This window comes from Lonsdalea populi (assembly GCF_015999465.1).
Taxonomy (GTDB): Bacteria; Pseudomonadota; Gammaproteobacteria; order Enterobacterales; family Enterobacteriaceae; genus Lonsdalea; species Lonsdalea populi.
Genome location: NZ_CP065534.1, coordinates 3220032 through 3234810, shown reverse-complemented (window position 1 = coordinate 3234810; position 14779 = coordinate 3220032). Strand labels below are relative to the sequence as shown.

The 14779-nt window shown below is 54.3% G+C and carries 16 protein-coding genes and 1 tRNA gene; 10 read left to right on the top strand and 7 right to left on the bottom strand.

The genetic code is table 11. The features are described from left to right. Window positions 1-5: 5 nt before the first annotated feature. The 7 genes from I6N93_RS14180 to I6N93_RS14150 are packed head-to-tail and all read left to right on the top strand — an operon-like array spanning window position 6 to window position 5737. The gene (locus I6N93_RS14180) at window positions 6-521 is read left to right on the top strand and encodes a phage major tail tube protein (protein ID WP_085651580.1); all 516 of its coding nucleotides are present in this window, start codon (window positions 6-8) and stop codon (window positions 519-521) included. Window positions 522-578: 57 nt separating this feature from the next. Then, complete coding sequence (locus tag I6N93_RS14175) at window positions 579-893, top strand: phage tail assembly protein (RefSeq protein WP_085688457.1); 315 nt, start codon at window positions 579-581, stop codon at window positions 891-893. A 14-nt stretch (window positions 894-907) separates the two neighbouring features. After that, window positions 908-1027 (top strand): GpE family phage tail protein, encoded by a 120-nt coding sequence (locus I6N93_RS14170; RefSeq protein WP_085651582.1) that lies wholly within the window; start codon window positions 908-910, stop codon window positions 1025-1027. Further along, window positions 1020-3902, top strand: a complete 2883-nt coding sequence (locus tag I6N93_RS14165) for a phage tail tape measure protein (RefSeq protein WP_085688455.1) — start codon at window positions 1020-1022, stop codon at window positions 3900-3902. Before I6N93_RS14170 ends, I6N93_RS14165 begins: the two co-directional genes overlap by 8 nt. Then, entirely contained in the window at window positions 3899-4384 is a 486-nt protein-coding gene (locus tag I6N93_RS14160) for a phage tail protein (protein ID WP_085688453.1), read from the top strand. Before I6N93_RS14165 ends, I6N93_RS14160 begins: the two co-directional genes overlap by 4 nt. Further along, on the top strand, window positions 4381-5469 hold the full coding sequence (locus I6N93_RS14155) for a phage late control D family protein (RefSeq protein WP_085688450.1): 1089 nt from the start codon (window positions 4381-4383) through the stop codon (window positions 5467-5469). Before I6N93_RS14160 ends, I6N93_RS14155 begins: the two co-directional genes overlap by 4 nt. A gap of 49 nt (window positions 5470-5518) precedes the next feature. After that, complete coding sequence (locus I6N93_RS14150) at window positions 5519-5737, top strand: ogr/Delta-like zinc finger family protein (protein ID WP_085688448.1); 219 nt, start codon at window positions 5519-5521, stop codon at window positions 5735-5737. A gap of 171 nt (window positions 5738-5908) precedes the next feature. Here I6N93_RS14150 and I6N93_RS14145 read toward each other — a convergent pair. After that, a tRNA-Ile gene (locus I6N93_RS14145) sits at window positions 5909-5984 on the bottom strand. 141 nt (window positions 5985-6125) lie between these two features. Here I6N93_RS14145 and mug point away from each other — a divergent pair. Next, on the top strand, window positions 6126-6623 hold the full coding sequence (gene mug / locus I6N93_RS14140; protein ID WP_085688446.1) for a G/U mismatch-specific DNA glycosylase: 498 nt from the start codon (window positions 6126-6128) through the stop codon (window positions 6621-6623). Window positions 6624-6704: 81 nt separating this feature from the next. Here the strand turns inward: mug and I6N93_RS14135 are convergent, their stop codons facing one another. From I6N93_RS14135 to rpsU, 4 genes are all read right to left on the bottom strand, one after another. Beyond that, window positions 6705-7094, bottom strand: coding sequence for a DUF1090 domain-containing protein (locus I6N93_RS14135; protein ID WP_085688444.1), 390 nt, complete (start codon window positions 7092-7094; stop codon window positions 6705-6707). A 75-nt stretch (window positions 7095-7169) separates the two neighbouring features. Beyond that, window positions 7170-9005 (bottom strand): RNA polymerase sigma factor RpoD, encoded by a 1836-nt coding sequence (gene rpoD, locus I6N93_RS14130; RefSeq protein ID WP_085688442.1) that lies wholly within the window; start codon window positions 9003-9005, stop codon window positions 7170-7172. A gap of 152 nt (window positions 9006-9157) precedes the next feature. Beyond that, on the bottom strand, window positions 9158-10912 hold the full coding sequence (dnaG, locus tag I6N93_RS14125; RefSeq protein ID WP_085688469.1) for a DNA primase: 1755 nt from the start codon (window positions 10910-10912) through the stop codon (window positions 9158-9160). Window positions 10913-11036: 124 nt separating this feature from the next. Next, window positions 11037-11252 carry a 30S ribosomal protein S21 gene (gene rpsU / locus I6N93_RS14120; RefSeq protein ID WP_001144069.1) on the bottom strand — a complete coding sequence of 72 codons (216 nt, stop codon included), beginning with the start codon at window positions 11250-11252 and terminating at the stop codon, window positions 11037-11039. A 220-nt stretch (window positions 11253-11472) separates the two neighbouring features. Between rpsU and tsaD the strand changes: the two genes are divergently transcribed. Continuing rightward, window positions 11473-12486, top strand: a complete 1014-nt coding sequence (gene tsaD / locus I6N93_RS14115) for a tRNA (adenosine(37)-N6)-threonylcarbamoyltransferase complex transferase subunit TsaD (RefSeq protein ID WP_085688440.1) — start codon at window positions 11473-11475, stop codon at window positions 12484-12486. 6 nt (window positions 12487-12492) lie between these two features. On the opposite strand, the gene argR is transcribed toward tsaD, so the two are convergent. Next, window positions 12493-12963 (bottom strand): transcriptional regulator ArgR, encoded by a 471-nt coding sequence (argR, locus tag I6N93_RS14110; RefSeq protein WP_085688467.1) that lies wholly within the window; start codon window positions 12961-12963, stop codon window positions 12493-12495. Between the two features lie 452 nt (window positions 12964-13415). On the opposite strand from argR, the gene mdh reads away from it, so the two are divergent. Beyond that, window positions 13416-14354, top strand: a complete 939-nt coding sequence (gene mdh, locus I6N93_RS14105; RefSeq protein WP_085688438.1) for a malate dehydrogenase — start codon at window positions 13416-13418, stop codon at window positions 14352-14354. Between the two features lie 62 nt (window positions 14355-14416). On the opposite strand, the gene I6N93_RS14100 is transcribed toward mdh, so the two are convergent. Continuing rightward, a complete protein-coding gene (locus I6N93_RS14100) occupies window positions 14417-14680 on the bottom strand; it encodes a helix-turn-helix domain-containing protein (protein ID WP_085651592.1) in 264 nt (87 codons plus the stop codon). Between the last annotated feature and the right edge of the window lie 99 nt (window positions 14681-14779).

The window sequence follows — 14779 nt, the reverse complement described above, 5'->3', positions numbered from 1 at the left end:
CGAACATGGCATTACCACGGGTATTAAAACAGCTGAATCTGTTCAACGACGGCAACAGCTTTATGGGCGTCGTCGAATCCTTCACCCAGCCCAAGCTGACGCGCAAGTTTGAAAAATGGCGCGGCGGCGGGATGCCGGGCGCGGTCGATATCGACATGGGGCTGGACGACAGCGCGCTGGAAGCCGAATGGCAGATTGCCGGCATTGAACCGCTGATTTACAAGCAGCTCGGCAACACCAAAGCCGACGGCGTGCCGCTGCGTTTCACCTGTTCGGTACAGCGGGACGACACCGCCGAGGTGCAGGCGGTCGAGGTGGTACTGCGCGGTCGGCACAAGGAAATCGACGGCGGTGAAGCCAAACTCGGCGAACTGACCAAAACCAAAGTGTCGACGACCTGCACCTACTACAAACTGACCGTGAACGGCGAGGTGCTGATCGAAATTGACCTGCTGAACATGATCGAAATCGTCGGCGGCGTGGACCTGATGGAGGCCCACCGTTCCGCCATCGGCCTGTAACGCGCCCCTTTAATTGCGCAGGTTCACCCCTGCGCCCCAACCTCACAGAGACACATCATGCAGAAAGACGATAACACCCTGAGCACTGAAAAAGTCATTACGCTGGACACCCCGCTGAAACGTGGCGACGCCACTCTGACGGCCATCACGCTCCGCAAACCCACTTCCGGCAGCCTGCGCGGCACCCGCTTACAGGCGCTGATGGAAATGGACGTCAACGCCCTGATGGTGGTACTGCCGCGCGTCACCGCCCCGGCCCTGACGCAGGCGGACGTACTGGAGCTGGACCCCGCCGATCTGGTCAGCCTGTCGGTGGAGCTGGTCACTTTTTTGTTGCCGAACTCGGCGCGGTCAGCTTTGCCCCCAGCCTGACGGTCGAGGATTTAGTGGCGGATATCGCCACCGTGTTTCACTGGCCGCCGGCGGTCACCGAGGAGATGTCATTAACCGAGGTACTGAACTGGCGCCACAAAGCCATTATTCGCAGCGGATCTGACGATGAGTGACAAGAATCTGCGTTTACAGGTGGTGATGAGTGCCGTTGACCGGATGACCCGTCCGCTCCGCACGGCCAGGGACAGCAGCCGGTCATTAGCCTCCGACATCAAAAAGACGCAGAACCAGCTTAAGCAATTGAATGAAGCCGGCGGTAAGCTGACGGCATTTAAACGCCTGGAGCAGAACGTCGGCCAGACCGGCGAAGCGCTGGCGCAGGCCCGGCTGCGCGCTCAAATGATGACGCAGGAAATGAGCAACCTCGTCTCGCCGACCCGCGCGCAAACGAAAGCGCTGGAAGACCAGTGGCGCGCCGTCAGCCGTCTGGAGAATAAACACCAGGCCGAGCAGAACCAGTTGGGACGCCTGCGCAGCGACATGTACCGCATGGGGATATCGACGCAGGACAGCGCGCGAGCCACGGCGCGCATCACCGACGAAACCGCACGCTACAACCGCCAGTTGTCGGAGCAGACCCGGCGCCTGCGGCAAGCCGGCGAACAGCAGAAAAAGCTCAACGCGATCCGCGCCCGCCATGCCAAGACGATGGAGATCCGCAATCAGTTAGCCGGCAATGGCGGCGGCCTGATTGCCACCAGTGTCACCACGGCAGCCCCACTGATGGCACCGGTCAAAGCGTACGCTGAGGCAGAAGAGGCCGGCACGCAGTTATCCGGCGCCATGATGGGACCGGGGGCGAAAGTCTCCCCCGAGTTCGAAAAAATCAACCGGCTGGCCATCGCGCTGGGCGACAAGCTGCCCGGCACCACGGCGGATTTTCAGAACATGATGACCATGCTGCGCCGCCAGGGCATTTCCGCGCAAACCATCCTGGGCGGCATGGGGGAAGCGACCGCCTATCTGGGCGTGCAGCTGAAAATGCCCTCAGAGGAGGCGGCGGAGTTTGCGGCCAAAATGCAGGACGCCACCGGCACCACGGAAAAAGACATGATGGGCCTGATGGACGTCATTCAGAAAGGCTTCTATGCCGGCGTCGACCCCACCAACATGCTGCAGGGCTTCACCAAAATCAGCAGCGCGATGGATATCCTGCACACCAAAGGGCTGGACGGCGCGAAAATGCTGGCGCCGTTCCTGGTCATGGCCGACCAGAAAGGCATGGCGGGCGAATCGGCCGGCAACGCCTACCGCAAAGTGTTCCAAATGGTGATGGACACCAAAAAGGTCGGCAACGTCAACCAGAGCCTGAAAGGCAGCGGCATCAAGTTCGACTTCACCAACGGCAAAGGCGAGTTCGGCGGGGTCGACCAGCTGTATCAACAACTCGAGCAGTTGAACAAACTGAACACCGCCAAACGGACGCAGGTGATCAAAGGACTGTTCGGCGATGATGCGGAAACGCTGCAGGTGATCAACATCCTGCGTCAGGGCATGGGCGCCTATCAGGACGCGCAGGCCAAGTTAGCGGAGCAAGCCTCATTACGGGAGCGTGTCGACGCCCAGCTGAAAACGCTGGGGAACAAATGGGACGCGGCAAGCGGCTCTTTCACTAACGCGATGGCCACCATCGGCGCCACGGTGGCGCCGGACCTGAAACGACTGGTCGACGGGCTGGGCGAACTGGCCGGCCAGTTGAATCAGTTTGCGCAGAAGCATCCAGCATTGACCGCCGGGCTGTTTAAAGCGGCGGCGGGATTCGCCATCGTCACCGGGGCCATCGGCGCGGTGATGCTCACCATCGCCGCCATTCTGGGGCCAATGGCGATGATGCGCTTAAGTCTGTCGATGCTCGGCATCAAAGGCGTCAGCGCGGTAGGACTAATTGGCAGTGCGCTCAAGAACATGGGCGGCGCGGTGATGTGGCTGGGACGGCTGATGATGGCGAATCCGATCCTCGCGGTGATTGGGTTGATTGCGATGGGGGCGCTCTATCTCTGGCAGAACTGGGACACGCTCGGCCCCAAATTTAAAGCGCTGTGGGACGGCATCTGTCGCGTCGCGTCGATCGCCTGGAATGCAATTTGCCAGGCGGTCGGTGTCGCCTGGGACGTCATCAAATCGTATTTCATGAATTACACGCTGCCGGGTCTGGTCTATCAGCATTGGGACAGCATCAAAGCGGGTGCCGCAGAAGCCTGGGAGAAAATCAAAGCGGTGGTCGGGATGGCGTGGGAAGGGATCAAATCTTACTTCCTGAACTACACGCTGCCGGGACTGATTTATCAGAATTGGGATGCGATCAAAGCCGGGATCAGCGAAGCCTGGGACAGCATCAAGCGCATGCTGGGTGAGCGCTGGGACAGTTTACTGAATAGCGTCTTGTCGCTGCCGGCCCGCTTCAAAGAGGCCGGCGGGAAATTGATCGACGGACTGATGAACGGCATCAGTGAAAAATGGGACACGCTCAAGGCCAAGCTCTCGTCCATGACCGATTATCTGCCGAACTGGATGAAACCCGATTCGGCCACGCCAATGCCTTTACCTCCGACCCATCGCCCTCTACCGGTGTACAGCGACATTCCGATGTATGACACCGGCGGCCAAATCGGGTCCGGCCAACTGGGTATTGTCGGCGAGAACGGCCCGGAGATTGTCGCCGGTCCGGCGTCCGTGACCAGTCGACGGCGCACGGCCGCTTTAGCTGCGGCGGCGCTGACGTTGGGCACCACCGCCTCCCCGGCAACGGCTTATCCGCTGCATCCATTCAGCCTGTCGCCCGCAGCCCCCACGGCTACCACATCGCGCCAGTCTGCGTCGGTCATCACGCCGGTGACCGTCCATGCGCCGATCACCATCGTGCCGCAACCCGGCCAGAGCGCGACCGATATCGCCCGCGAAGTGGCGCGCCAGCTCGATGAACGCGAGCGACGCGCTCAGGCGAAAGCCCGTAGCAGTTACCGCGATCAGGGAGGACTCGAATCATGATGATGGTATTAGGCCTGTTTGTGTTCACGTTAAAGACCGTGCCTTATCAGGAACTGCAACGCCAGCGCGCCTGGCGTCATGTGACCAATAGCCGCATCGGCTATCGCCCGGTGACGCAGTATGTCGGCCCGGACAATGACACCATCACGTTACAGGGCGTGCTACTGCCACAGGTGACCGGCGGTGCGCTGTCCCTGTGGGCGCTGGAGCAGATGGCCGAGACCGGAAAAGCCTGGGCGTTACTGGAGGGCAGCGGCACGATTTACGGCATGTATGTCATCGAAAGCCTGAACGAAACCCGCAGCCAGTTTTTTCAGGACGGCAAAGCCCGGCGTATCGAGTTCACCCTGACGTTAAAACGTGTGGATGAATCGCTGTCCGCGATGCTGGGCGACTTATCCACGTCATTGGGCGGCCTGAAAGACAGCGCGACACAGGCCATCGGCGGGCTGACGTCTGCCGTCAGCGGGGTGTTGTCATGACGGATTGGCTGACGGGCGCCGAGTCTACGCCGGATTACCGGCTGCGCCTGGGGAAAACCGACATTACGCCGGTACTGGAAAAGCGGCTGATCTCATTGACGCTCACCGACAACCGCGGCTTTGAGGCGGACCAGCTCGATCTGGAACTGGACGACGCGGACGGCCAGCTGGCGCTGCCCCGTCGCGGCGCTGAAATCACGCTATTTTTGGGCTGGAAAGGTGAAGCGTTAATCGGTAAAGGCACCTACGTGGTGGATGAAATTGAACACGGCGGCGTGCCTGACCGACTGACGCTCCGCGCCCGCAGCGCCGATTTTCGCCAGACGCTGAACATCAAACGCGAACGCTCCTGGCATCAGACCACGGTCGGGGCGATCGTCACGGATATCGCCAACCGCCACAAGCTGACCGCGGCGCTGGACGCGGCCACGGCTGCGCAGCCGGTTGACCACATCGACCAGACCAAAGAGTCGGATTGCTCCTTCCTGATGCGCCTGGCCAAAGAGCACGGCGCCATCGCCGCAGTGAAAGACGGCCGCCTGCTGTTTCTGCGTCAGGGACAGGGAAAAACGGCCAGCGGCAAAGCGCTGCCGGCGGTGACGATCACCCGCGCCGCCGGCGACAGCCATCGCTTTTCGCTGGCTGATCGGGGCGCTTATACCGGCGTAGTCGCCAGTTGGCTACACACGCAGGAGCCGAAGAAAAGCCAGGAAACACAAGTCAAACGCCGGCGCCGTCACACCCGCCAGAAAAAAACGCCTGAGGACAAACAGGGTGAATACCTGATCGGCACCGATGAAAACGTAATGGTACTGAGCCGCACTTATGCCAACAAGGCCAACGCAGAGCGCGCAGCCAAGATGCACTGGGAACGGCTGCAGCGCGGCGTCGCTTCATTCTCCATCACGCTAGCAAGAGGATGGGCCGAGCTGTACCCGGAACTGCCAGCGAAGGTCAGTGGCTTTAAGCAGGAAATCGACGCAGCGGAGTGGACGATCGCGACGGTGACGCACTCGCTCAGTGGGCAGGGGTTTACGACCGCGCTGGAGCTGGAGGTGAAAATTGATGATTTAGATATGAATTAGTAGTAAATTCACCAAAAGTGAATCTTTAATTCTGATGTGAGGTTTTTTTATGATGAATTGCCCGAAATGTGGATGTTCGGCTCACACCAGGAGCAGTTTTCGGGTGTCAGAGCAGACAAAAGAGCGTTACTGTCAGTGCCAGAATATTAACTGTGGTGCGACCTTTGTTACTCATGAAACCGTTGTGCGATACATTGTGACCACAAATCAGGTTAATTTTGCTCCGCCACATCCTTCAAGTAGTGGTCAAGGACACATGAATTTTTAAGATGTGATTTTTGATATTGCTATGAGTTAAGTGCCCCGTCCGGGCACTTTTTTATTGCCCAAAAAGGTCTTGTATCGATTTTTTATCGCCACTTCATCGCCATCTTTCTGCAAAAACAAAAAAGCCACTCTGGTTAAAGTGGCTTAATTTCATGATTTTAAATCTAAAATTTGGTGGCCCCTGTTGGGTTTGAACCAACGACCAAGCGATTATGAGTCGCCTGCTCTAACCACTGAGCTAAGGGGCCAGCGGGTGCTGATTATACGTTACCCTGTATGAATAGGTCTATAGACGGGCGGTCAGGTGGCGGTTTTATAAACAAAGCTAGCCTGTTGTTATTATTGCCGGAATTTGTCATAAACGTCCGAGATAACATTAAGAGGTCGAGATGATAACGGATATTCTGGCTTCACATCTTCAGGTGGTTTTCTGTGGTATCAATCCGGGGCTTTCGACCGCACATCGGGGCTATCATTTCGCGAATGCCAACAATCGTTTCTGGCGGGTGATTCATCAAGCGGGATTTACCGATCGTCAGTTGGCACCGAAAGAAGAGAGTCTCTTGCTGGATTATGGCTGTGGGATAACCATGCTAGTGGAAAGACCCACCGTGGAAGCCTCGGAGTTGGCTTGTCACGAGTTGAAGCAGGGCGGGGAGCTATTGCGTGAAAAGATAATGAGGTATCAGCCTCAAGCCCTTGCCGTGCTGGGTAAGCAGGCATTTTCTCAGGCATTCGGCAGCAGTAAGGTGGGCTGGGGTCAGCAAGACACTTTTCTGGGAGAGACTCAGGTGTGGGTTTTGCCGAATCCGAGCGGTTTGAATCGCGCGACGCTGGAATCACTGACGGCATCCTACCATGAGCTCTATCAGGCGTTGCAGGCCTAACAACGGAGAGGTAGTCAAAGAAAACCCGGTCGCTGAAAAGAGGATGACACCGCCATCTGCCGGCAACCCGAGTATGCTGAATTAATGGCGAAGCTCTGCCTGAGCCTGCTTCAGCTCATGGCGTGCTTCTTCCAGTTTGGCGGTTTTCCTACTGATTTTATCCGCTTTCCCAGACTGCTTGGCCTCCTGAACTTCGCGTTCAAGTTCCTGCACTTTGTGCTGCTTCTCATCGATGTTTTGCTGACGCTTAATGTGCAGTGCGCTATCTATGCAGTTTGCTTTTGCTTCTTTCAAGGCTTTTTCCAGCCCGGCTACGCGGTTTTGATTACCGAGCGCTTTGGCCTGAGAAATTTCCTGTTTGATATTGTGCTCTTTTGCCTGACAACCGCTCAGGGAGTGGTTGGCTGAAAAGGAAGAAAATGAGAGCAATGCCGCAAGAGTGATGCCTGCGTTAAGGTGGTGGGCTTTCATCTGTTTTTGCCTGTGTGCCTGTAGGAAGGGTAAGTATAGGATCGGCGCGCCGATCCTATACGTAAACAGACGGAATTAGTCGTCCAGGAAGCTGCGAAGCACTTCGGAACGGCTGGGGTGACGCAATTTACGCAGCGCTTTGGCCTCAATCTGACGGATACGTTCACGCGTAACGTCAAACTGCTTGCCCACTTCTTCCAGCGTGTGGTCGGTGTTCATATCGATACCGAAGCGCATGCGCAGTACTTTCGCTTCACGAGCGGTCAGGCCTGCCAGAACGTCATGCGTTGCAGAACGCAGGCTTTCTGACGTTGCTGAGTCCAGCGGCAGCTCCAGCGTGGTATCTTCAATGAAGTCACCCAGATGCGAATCTTCATCATCACCGATCGGGGTTTCCATTGAGATGGGTTCTTTCGCGATCTTCAGCACTTTGCGGATTTTCTCTTCCGGCATCAACATACGTTCTGCCAACTCTTCCGGCGTGGGCTCGCGCCCCATTTCCTGCAGCATCTGGCGCGAGATACGATTGAGTTTGTTTATGGTTTCAATCATATGCACCGGTATACGGATGGTACGCGCCTGGTCGGCGATAGAACGGGTGATGGCCTGACGTATCCACCATGTGGCGTAAGTTGAGAACTTGTAACCGCGACGATATTCAAACTTATCCACGGCTTTCATCAGACCGATGTTCCCTTCCTGAATCAGATCCAGGAACTGCAGGCCACGGTTGGTATATTTCTTGGCGATGGAGATCACCAGACGTAGGTTCGCCTCAACCATCTCTTTCTTGGCACGGCGCGCCTTCGCTTCACCAATCGACATACGGCGGTTAATGTCTTTGACCTGCTCGATCGTCAGTCCGGTTTCTTCTTCGATCTGCTGCAGTTTCAACATGCTGCGATTAACATCGTCCTGCACTTCGCGCAGTTTTTCAGACCACGGTTTATTCATGGCCAGCGCGGCATCAAACCACTTATCGTTGGTTTCGTTGCCGCCAAACAGCGTCACGAAGTTTTTCTTCGGCATTTTGCACTGCTCGATGCAGTACTTCATGATCAGTCGTTCCTGGGTACGCACGCGATCCATCATGGTGCGCATGCTGTTAACCAGGAAATCGAACTGTTTAGGTACCAGACGGAACTGCTTGAAGACCTCGGACAGATTCAGAATTTCCAGCGCGGCCTTAGCATGACTGCGACCGTTGGCCTTAATGGTCTGACGGGTTACTTCATACTGATCGCGCAGCTCGGTGAATTTCTGGCGAGCCAGTTCTGGATCGATGCTGTTGTCGTCATCGCTGTCGTCATCGTCATCGTCGTCATCGTTATCATCGAGTTCTTTGCTGGGAAGCTCGGAGCCCACGTGAGTCGCGGTAGGCGCGATGTCTGCTTCCGCATTGGGATCGACGAAGCCGGTAATCAGATCGGATAAGCGACTTTCGCCTGCTTCAACGCGATCGTACTGATCCAATAGATAGGTAATGGCTTCCGGATACTCGGCCACAGAGCACTGAACTTGGTTAATACCATCTTCAATGCGTTTGGCGATATCAATCTCACCTTCGCGCGTCAAAAGTTCAACGGTACCCATTTCACGCATGTACATGCGCACTGGGTCGGTCGTGCGGCCAATTTCGGATTCAACGCTGGATAACACCTGCGCAGCTGCCTCTGCCGCATCTTCGTCTGCGTCATTGGTATTTTCTGCCAGCAGAAGATCATCTGCATCCGGTGCTTCTTCCATCACCTGGATGCCCATGTCATTAATCATCTGGATGATGTCTTCGATCTGGTCGGAGTCGATGATATCTTCCGGCAGATGGTCATTGACCTCAGCATAGGTCAGGTAGCCTTGCTCTTTACCACGGGTGACAAGAAGCTTGAGCTGTGACTGCGGGTTTTGCTCCATAAGACGGTATCCACACTTCAGAGTATTTGGGTTGGTGTCGGTCAGCGTAATCGCTGACAATAACAGTAGGGGTTTTTGCTATCGCCGCAGCCCCCGTCACGGCACTCTGTAGGGTTCAACCCTACTATTTATCGGCAATTAAGCCTCGGTAATCAGTTTTTTCTTGTCAGGGCCAGCTGCAATGACCAGAGTTCCTTTCGCTCTTCCGCACTGAGCCCATGTGTTCTATCTCGGGCTATCAGCGTGTCCAGACGAAGCTGCAGCAGTTGATCGTAAAGCTCAGCCAAGCTGATCCTGAATTTTTCCTCGATCTCCTCATCTACGATCATATGGTTCCAGGCGGCCATGGTTTCAAGCTGTTTGCGATATCGACTATCGCGATATTTTTCCAACAACAGTCCCATGGTCATGCCTGGACTTTCATTGCAGGTCTGAACCAGATCGAGGAATAATCCCAGTCCCGCCATTTTACTTTCGTCGCTGCCTTCCAGAGCCAGCGCTGGCACCTCAGATGCTAGCCGGGGATTTTGTACTAAAAGTCCTATCAGTATACGCATAGTTGTGACTTTTAGCCGTGGAGGCTGATAAGACGATGCGTGCATTGTGGTCTTGGGCATCAAACGATCAAGCTGGGAGTCATCCAGCAATCCCAGCTTTTTGCCCAACTGCTGGCGTAAATATAACCGTAACGTTTCGCCCGGCACCTGACCAATCAGCGGCAGTGCCAACGTACTTAGCTTGGTACGGCCATCCGGCGTGCTCATGTCGACCTGTTGCAACAGCGTGTCGAACAGGAATGAAGATAGCGGCATTGCTTGTTCGATACGCTGCTCAAAAGCGGTTTTCCCTTCCTGCCTCACCAGTGTGTCCGGGTCTTCGCCGTCCGGTAAAAACATGAACAGCAGTTGGCGTCCATCGTCCAGATAAGGCAGGGCTGTTTCCAGCGCGCGCCATGCCGCATCCCGCCCGGCTCTATCACCGTCGTAACAGCAGACAACGCGATCGGTGGTGCGGAAGAGCAACTGAATGTGATCGGCCGTCGTTGACGTCCCCAGAGAAGCCACGGCATAGTCAATGCCGAACTGCGCCAGAGCGACGACGTCCATGTACCCTTCAACCACCAGCAGCTCTCTCAGCTCGGGGTGTTTTTGCTGGGCTTCATACAGGCCATAAAGCTGGCGCCCCTTATGAAAGATCTCTGTTTCCGGCGAGTTAAGATATTTGGGAACGCCGTCCCCCAATACTCGACCACCAAATGCAATAACGCGTCCTCTTTTGTCCCGGATAGGGAACATGACTCGTTCGCGGAAACGATCGTAAATTCGCCCTTGATCGTTAGTCACCAACATGCCCGCATCGTTCAGCGTTCTTTTATCTTCGCTGCTGCGGCCAAAACGTTTTAATGCGTTATCCCATCCCGGCGGCGCGCATCCAATCGCAAAATGCCTGATAATGTCGTCACTTAGACCACGTTTCGCCAGATAGATTTTGGCTGGGGTGCCGGCGGGCTGATGTAGCGTATGTTGGTAAAACGTGCTCAATTGTTCCATCAGCTCGTACAGGCTCTGCCGCTGATGACGTTCGAGCTGAGTGGGCCCCGAACCTGCCTCGTAAGGCACCTCAAGGCCATGCATGGTCGCCAATTCCTCAATGCTTTCAACGAATTCCAGTCTGTCGAAATTCATCAAAAAATCGATGGCGTTACCATGAGCACCGCAGCCGAAACAGTGGTAGAACTGCTTATCGCCGTTAACGGTAAATGAAGGGGTCTTCTCGTGATGAAATGGACAACACGCATGATAATTCTTGCCCTGTTTCTTCAGCTTCACGCGCGCATCGATCAAGTCGACGATGTCGGTGCGAGCCAACAGGTCACCAATAAATACGCGTGGGATTCGTCCAGCCATAAGCCCCTGATTCATAGCTTATAAACGACAACAAGCCGCGCATTCCTTTCGGAAATGCACGGCCTTCGTATGCAACTGCTAAGTCTGCGGATTAATCACGCGATCGGAGGTTGCACCTCCTAAATTAATACAGACGAGTGCGGCGTGCGTTTTCTCGAGCCAGTTTCTTCGCGTGGCGTTTTACTGCGGACGCTTTAGCGCGTTTACGTTCAGTTGTCGGTTTTTCATAAAACTCACGACGACGAACTTCGGCCAAAACCCCTGCTTTTTCGCAGGAACGCTTGAAGCGACGCAGAGCTACGTCGAACGGCTCGTTTTCACGTACTTTAATTACCGGCATGTGCCTCTCACCTCAATAAATTCGGTTTGTCGCTGGCCTGGTGCCAGCCTTTTCAAAATGGTGCGGAATTCTACTGCAACAACGAGGCTGTTGTAAAGCATTGCGGCAATAACAAACCTCGCGGTCTTATGTCCACGCTCAAATGGGAGCGCTTATGGTAGACTATTCGCCGCTTGAAGCAAGCCGCTTGTTAACCGTAACCGAGAGTGAAAAAACAGCAATGCGCGTATTGGGTATTGAAACATCTTGTGATGAAACGGGAGTCGCGATTTATGACACTAAGGCCGGTCTCCTGGCAAACCAGCTCTACAGCCAGGTAAAACTGCACGCGGATTATGGCGGTGTCGTTCCTGAGCTCGCTTCCCGCGATCACGTTCGTAAAACCGTACCCTTGATTCAGGCGGCATTGCAGGAAGCTGAGCTGCAGCGTAAAGACATCGACGGGATTGCCTACACGGCTGGCCCCGGTCTAGTGGGCGCGCTGTTGGTTGGCGCGACGGTGGGGCGTTCGTTGGCGTTCGCATGGGATGTTCCAGCCATTGCTGTTCATCACATGGAAGGGCATTTGCTTGCCCCCATGCTGGAAGAGGATCCTCCCGCTTTTCCTTTTGTGGCGTTGTTGGTTTCGGGTGGTCACACTCAATTAATCAGCGTGACGGGGATCGGCGAATATCACTTGCTGGGCGAGTCAATCGACGATGCCGCTGGAGAAGCGTTTGATAAAACGGCCAAGCTGCTTGGGCTCGATTATCCCGGTGGCCCGCTGTTGTCGAAAATGGCTCAGTCCGGGGAGGCGGGTCGTTTCACGTTCCCTCGTCCAATGACCGACCGGCCAGGACTGGATTTCAGTTTTTCCGGACTGAAAACTTTTGCCGCGAATACTATCCGTGAACAGGGTAAAGACGCTCAAACCCAGGCGGACATTGCCCGTGCATTTGAAGATGCGGTGGTGGACACGTTGGCGATCAAGTGCCGACGAGCGTTGGATGAAACCGGATTTAAACGACTCGTTATCGCCGGCGGAGTCAGCGCTAATCGCACGTTACGGGAAAAACTGGCAGAGGTTATGGCTAAACGCGGTGGTGAAGTGTTTTATGCCCGACCTGAATTTTGTACCGACAACGGCGCGATGATCGCTTACGCGGGAGCCATCCGCTTGCAGCAAGGTGGATCGGCGTCATTGGGTGTGATGGTGCGGCCGCGTTGGCCGCTGGCCGAACTACCGTCTCTGTAAGGTGGCTTATAGCTCTTGTTCAAACAAGGCGAGAATGGCTTCGTAGAGCTGCTTCACGCTGAACCCCTTCGCCGGGGTGGTAAATATGGTGTCATCCCCGGCAATCGTACCGAGTATCCCTTCCGATTTTCCCAGAGAATCCAATAGCCGTGCGATGAGCTGAGCGGCACCCGGACTTGTGTGGATGACGACGACGGATTCGTTGAAGTCTACGTCCCGCACCAGATTTTTTAACGGGCTGGATGTGGTCGGCACGCCAAGTTCAGCGGGAAGGCAGTAAACCATCTCCATCTTGGCGTTACGCGTACGGACTGCGCCAAATTTGGTGAGCATTCTCGATACTTTGGACTGGTTAATATTTTTAAATCCCTCGTCCTGCAGTGCTTGCACAATCTCGCTCTGAGAACTGAATTTTTCTTCTTTTAACAGCGCATTGAATGCCTTAACCAACTCTTCCTGCTTTGTTGAATGACGCATTTGGCTGCGGTCCATCATGGTTAATCATGACGATATTATGCTGTGGAATGAATTTTTATGCAATCTGGGTGCCTAGCCAATCGATATAACAAGCTTTGCTGAGAAAAGAGGTTGCTAGTCGAAAATAAAACTGGAGAATGTGCGCCTGGTCACACAAAGGTCACTAAATTGTTACTCGAATGATTTTAGTTGTTATTTATTTGCCATGATTAATCTGTGCATGCTCAGGTAACGAGCTGGAGAAACCTCTAAGAGGTATCGCGACTTGTTACTTTAGTTATCTTAATTACATTTTTATAACCTGTGTGCATTTTAATTTATTATTAGCCAAATAGCGCTCTCGACGCGCCGATTGGTGGCCTTATTCTACTTTTTTATTATGAGCACGGACGTCTGTAACGAAACAAATCCACGGCATATTTAACTAATGATAATAAATTAAGGAGTTTAAGATGAAAGTTGCTGTTCTTGGAGCCGCCGGCGGTATCGGTCAGTCTCTGGCACTTCTTCTCAAAACCCAGCTTCCTTCAGGCTCAGAGCTATCACTTTATGATATTGCTCCCGTAACGCCAGGTGTTGCTGTAGATTTAAGTCACATCCCCACTGCGGTCACAATCAAAGGTTTTTGTGGTGAAGATGCGGCTTCCGCACTGGAAGGGGCTGATGTCGTTCTGATCTCCGCCGGTGTGGCTCGTAAGCCGGGCATGGATCGTTCCGATTTGTTCAACGTCAATGCAGGCATCGTCCGTAATCTGGTTGAGCAAGTGGCCCGCGTTTGTCCTAACGCTTGCCTCGGCATTATCACTAACCCGGTCAATACTATTGTGACTATTGCCGCAGAAGTATTGAAAAAGGCCGGCGTTTATAATCGGAACAAACTCTTTGGCGTGACAACACTGGATATCTTTCGCTCCAACGTTTTTGCCGCCGAGCTTAAGGGCAAACAACCGCAGGACATCGAAGTGCCTGTGATTGGTGGTCATTCCGGCGTGACTATTCTGCCGTTGCTGTCGCACATCCCAGGACTCAGCTTTACTGAACAGGAAGCAGTCGCTCTGACCGACCGTATTCAGCATGCCGGCACGGAAGTGGTTGAAGCCAAGGCTGGAGGAGGCTCCGCAACCTTGTCCATGGGCCAGGCTGCCGCACGTTTTGGCGTCTCTTTGGTTCGTGCGTTGCAAGGCGAAAGCAACATCGTGGAATGTGCGTATGTTGAAAGCGATGGCGAATATGCCCGCTTCTTTGCTCAGCCGTTATTATTGGGCAAAGAGGGCATCGCCCAGCGTATGCCTATTGGCCCTCTCAGCGACTTCGAGCAGCGTTCTCTGGATAAGATGCTGGATACGTTAAAAGAAGATATTGCGATGGGCGTCTCCTTCGTCAATAAGTAGCTTTCACTGTACGTCTAAGAGTGAATACAAGCCGGAGAATTCGTTCTTCGGCTTTTTTTCGTTCACTGCGGCCGAATCAATTTTTTGCGATCGAGCAGTTCGTTTGTTTCAGGATTATAGTAACGGCTGGGCCAGATTTCGGCAGGGTGTATTCCTAGCGCATCCGCAATCAGCCACTCTCCTTTCGGCCATGGGCGCGATATAGCATTAGCAAGCGTGGACGAACTTAATCCGGCAGACCGTGATACTGCGGCAAGGGTGGTCCCTTTTTTCTTTAATGCCGCAATGATATCAGCAGGGTGCCAGTCATGTTTCCTTGAATTCATAATCCTTCCCTTAGTGCTATAAGACGACAGTGTATTAGTGGTATAACTAACGAATTGGGTTAAATGGTTTCATGAACTAAAAAACCATTATTTGGAAAT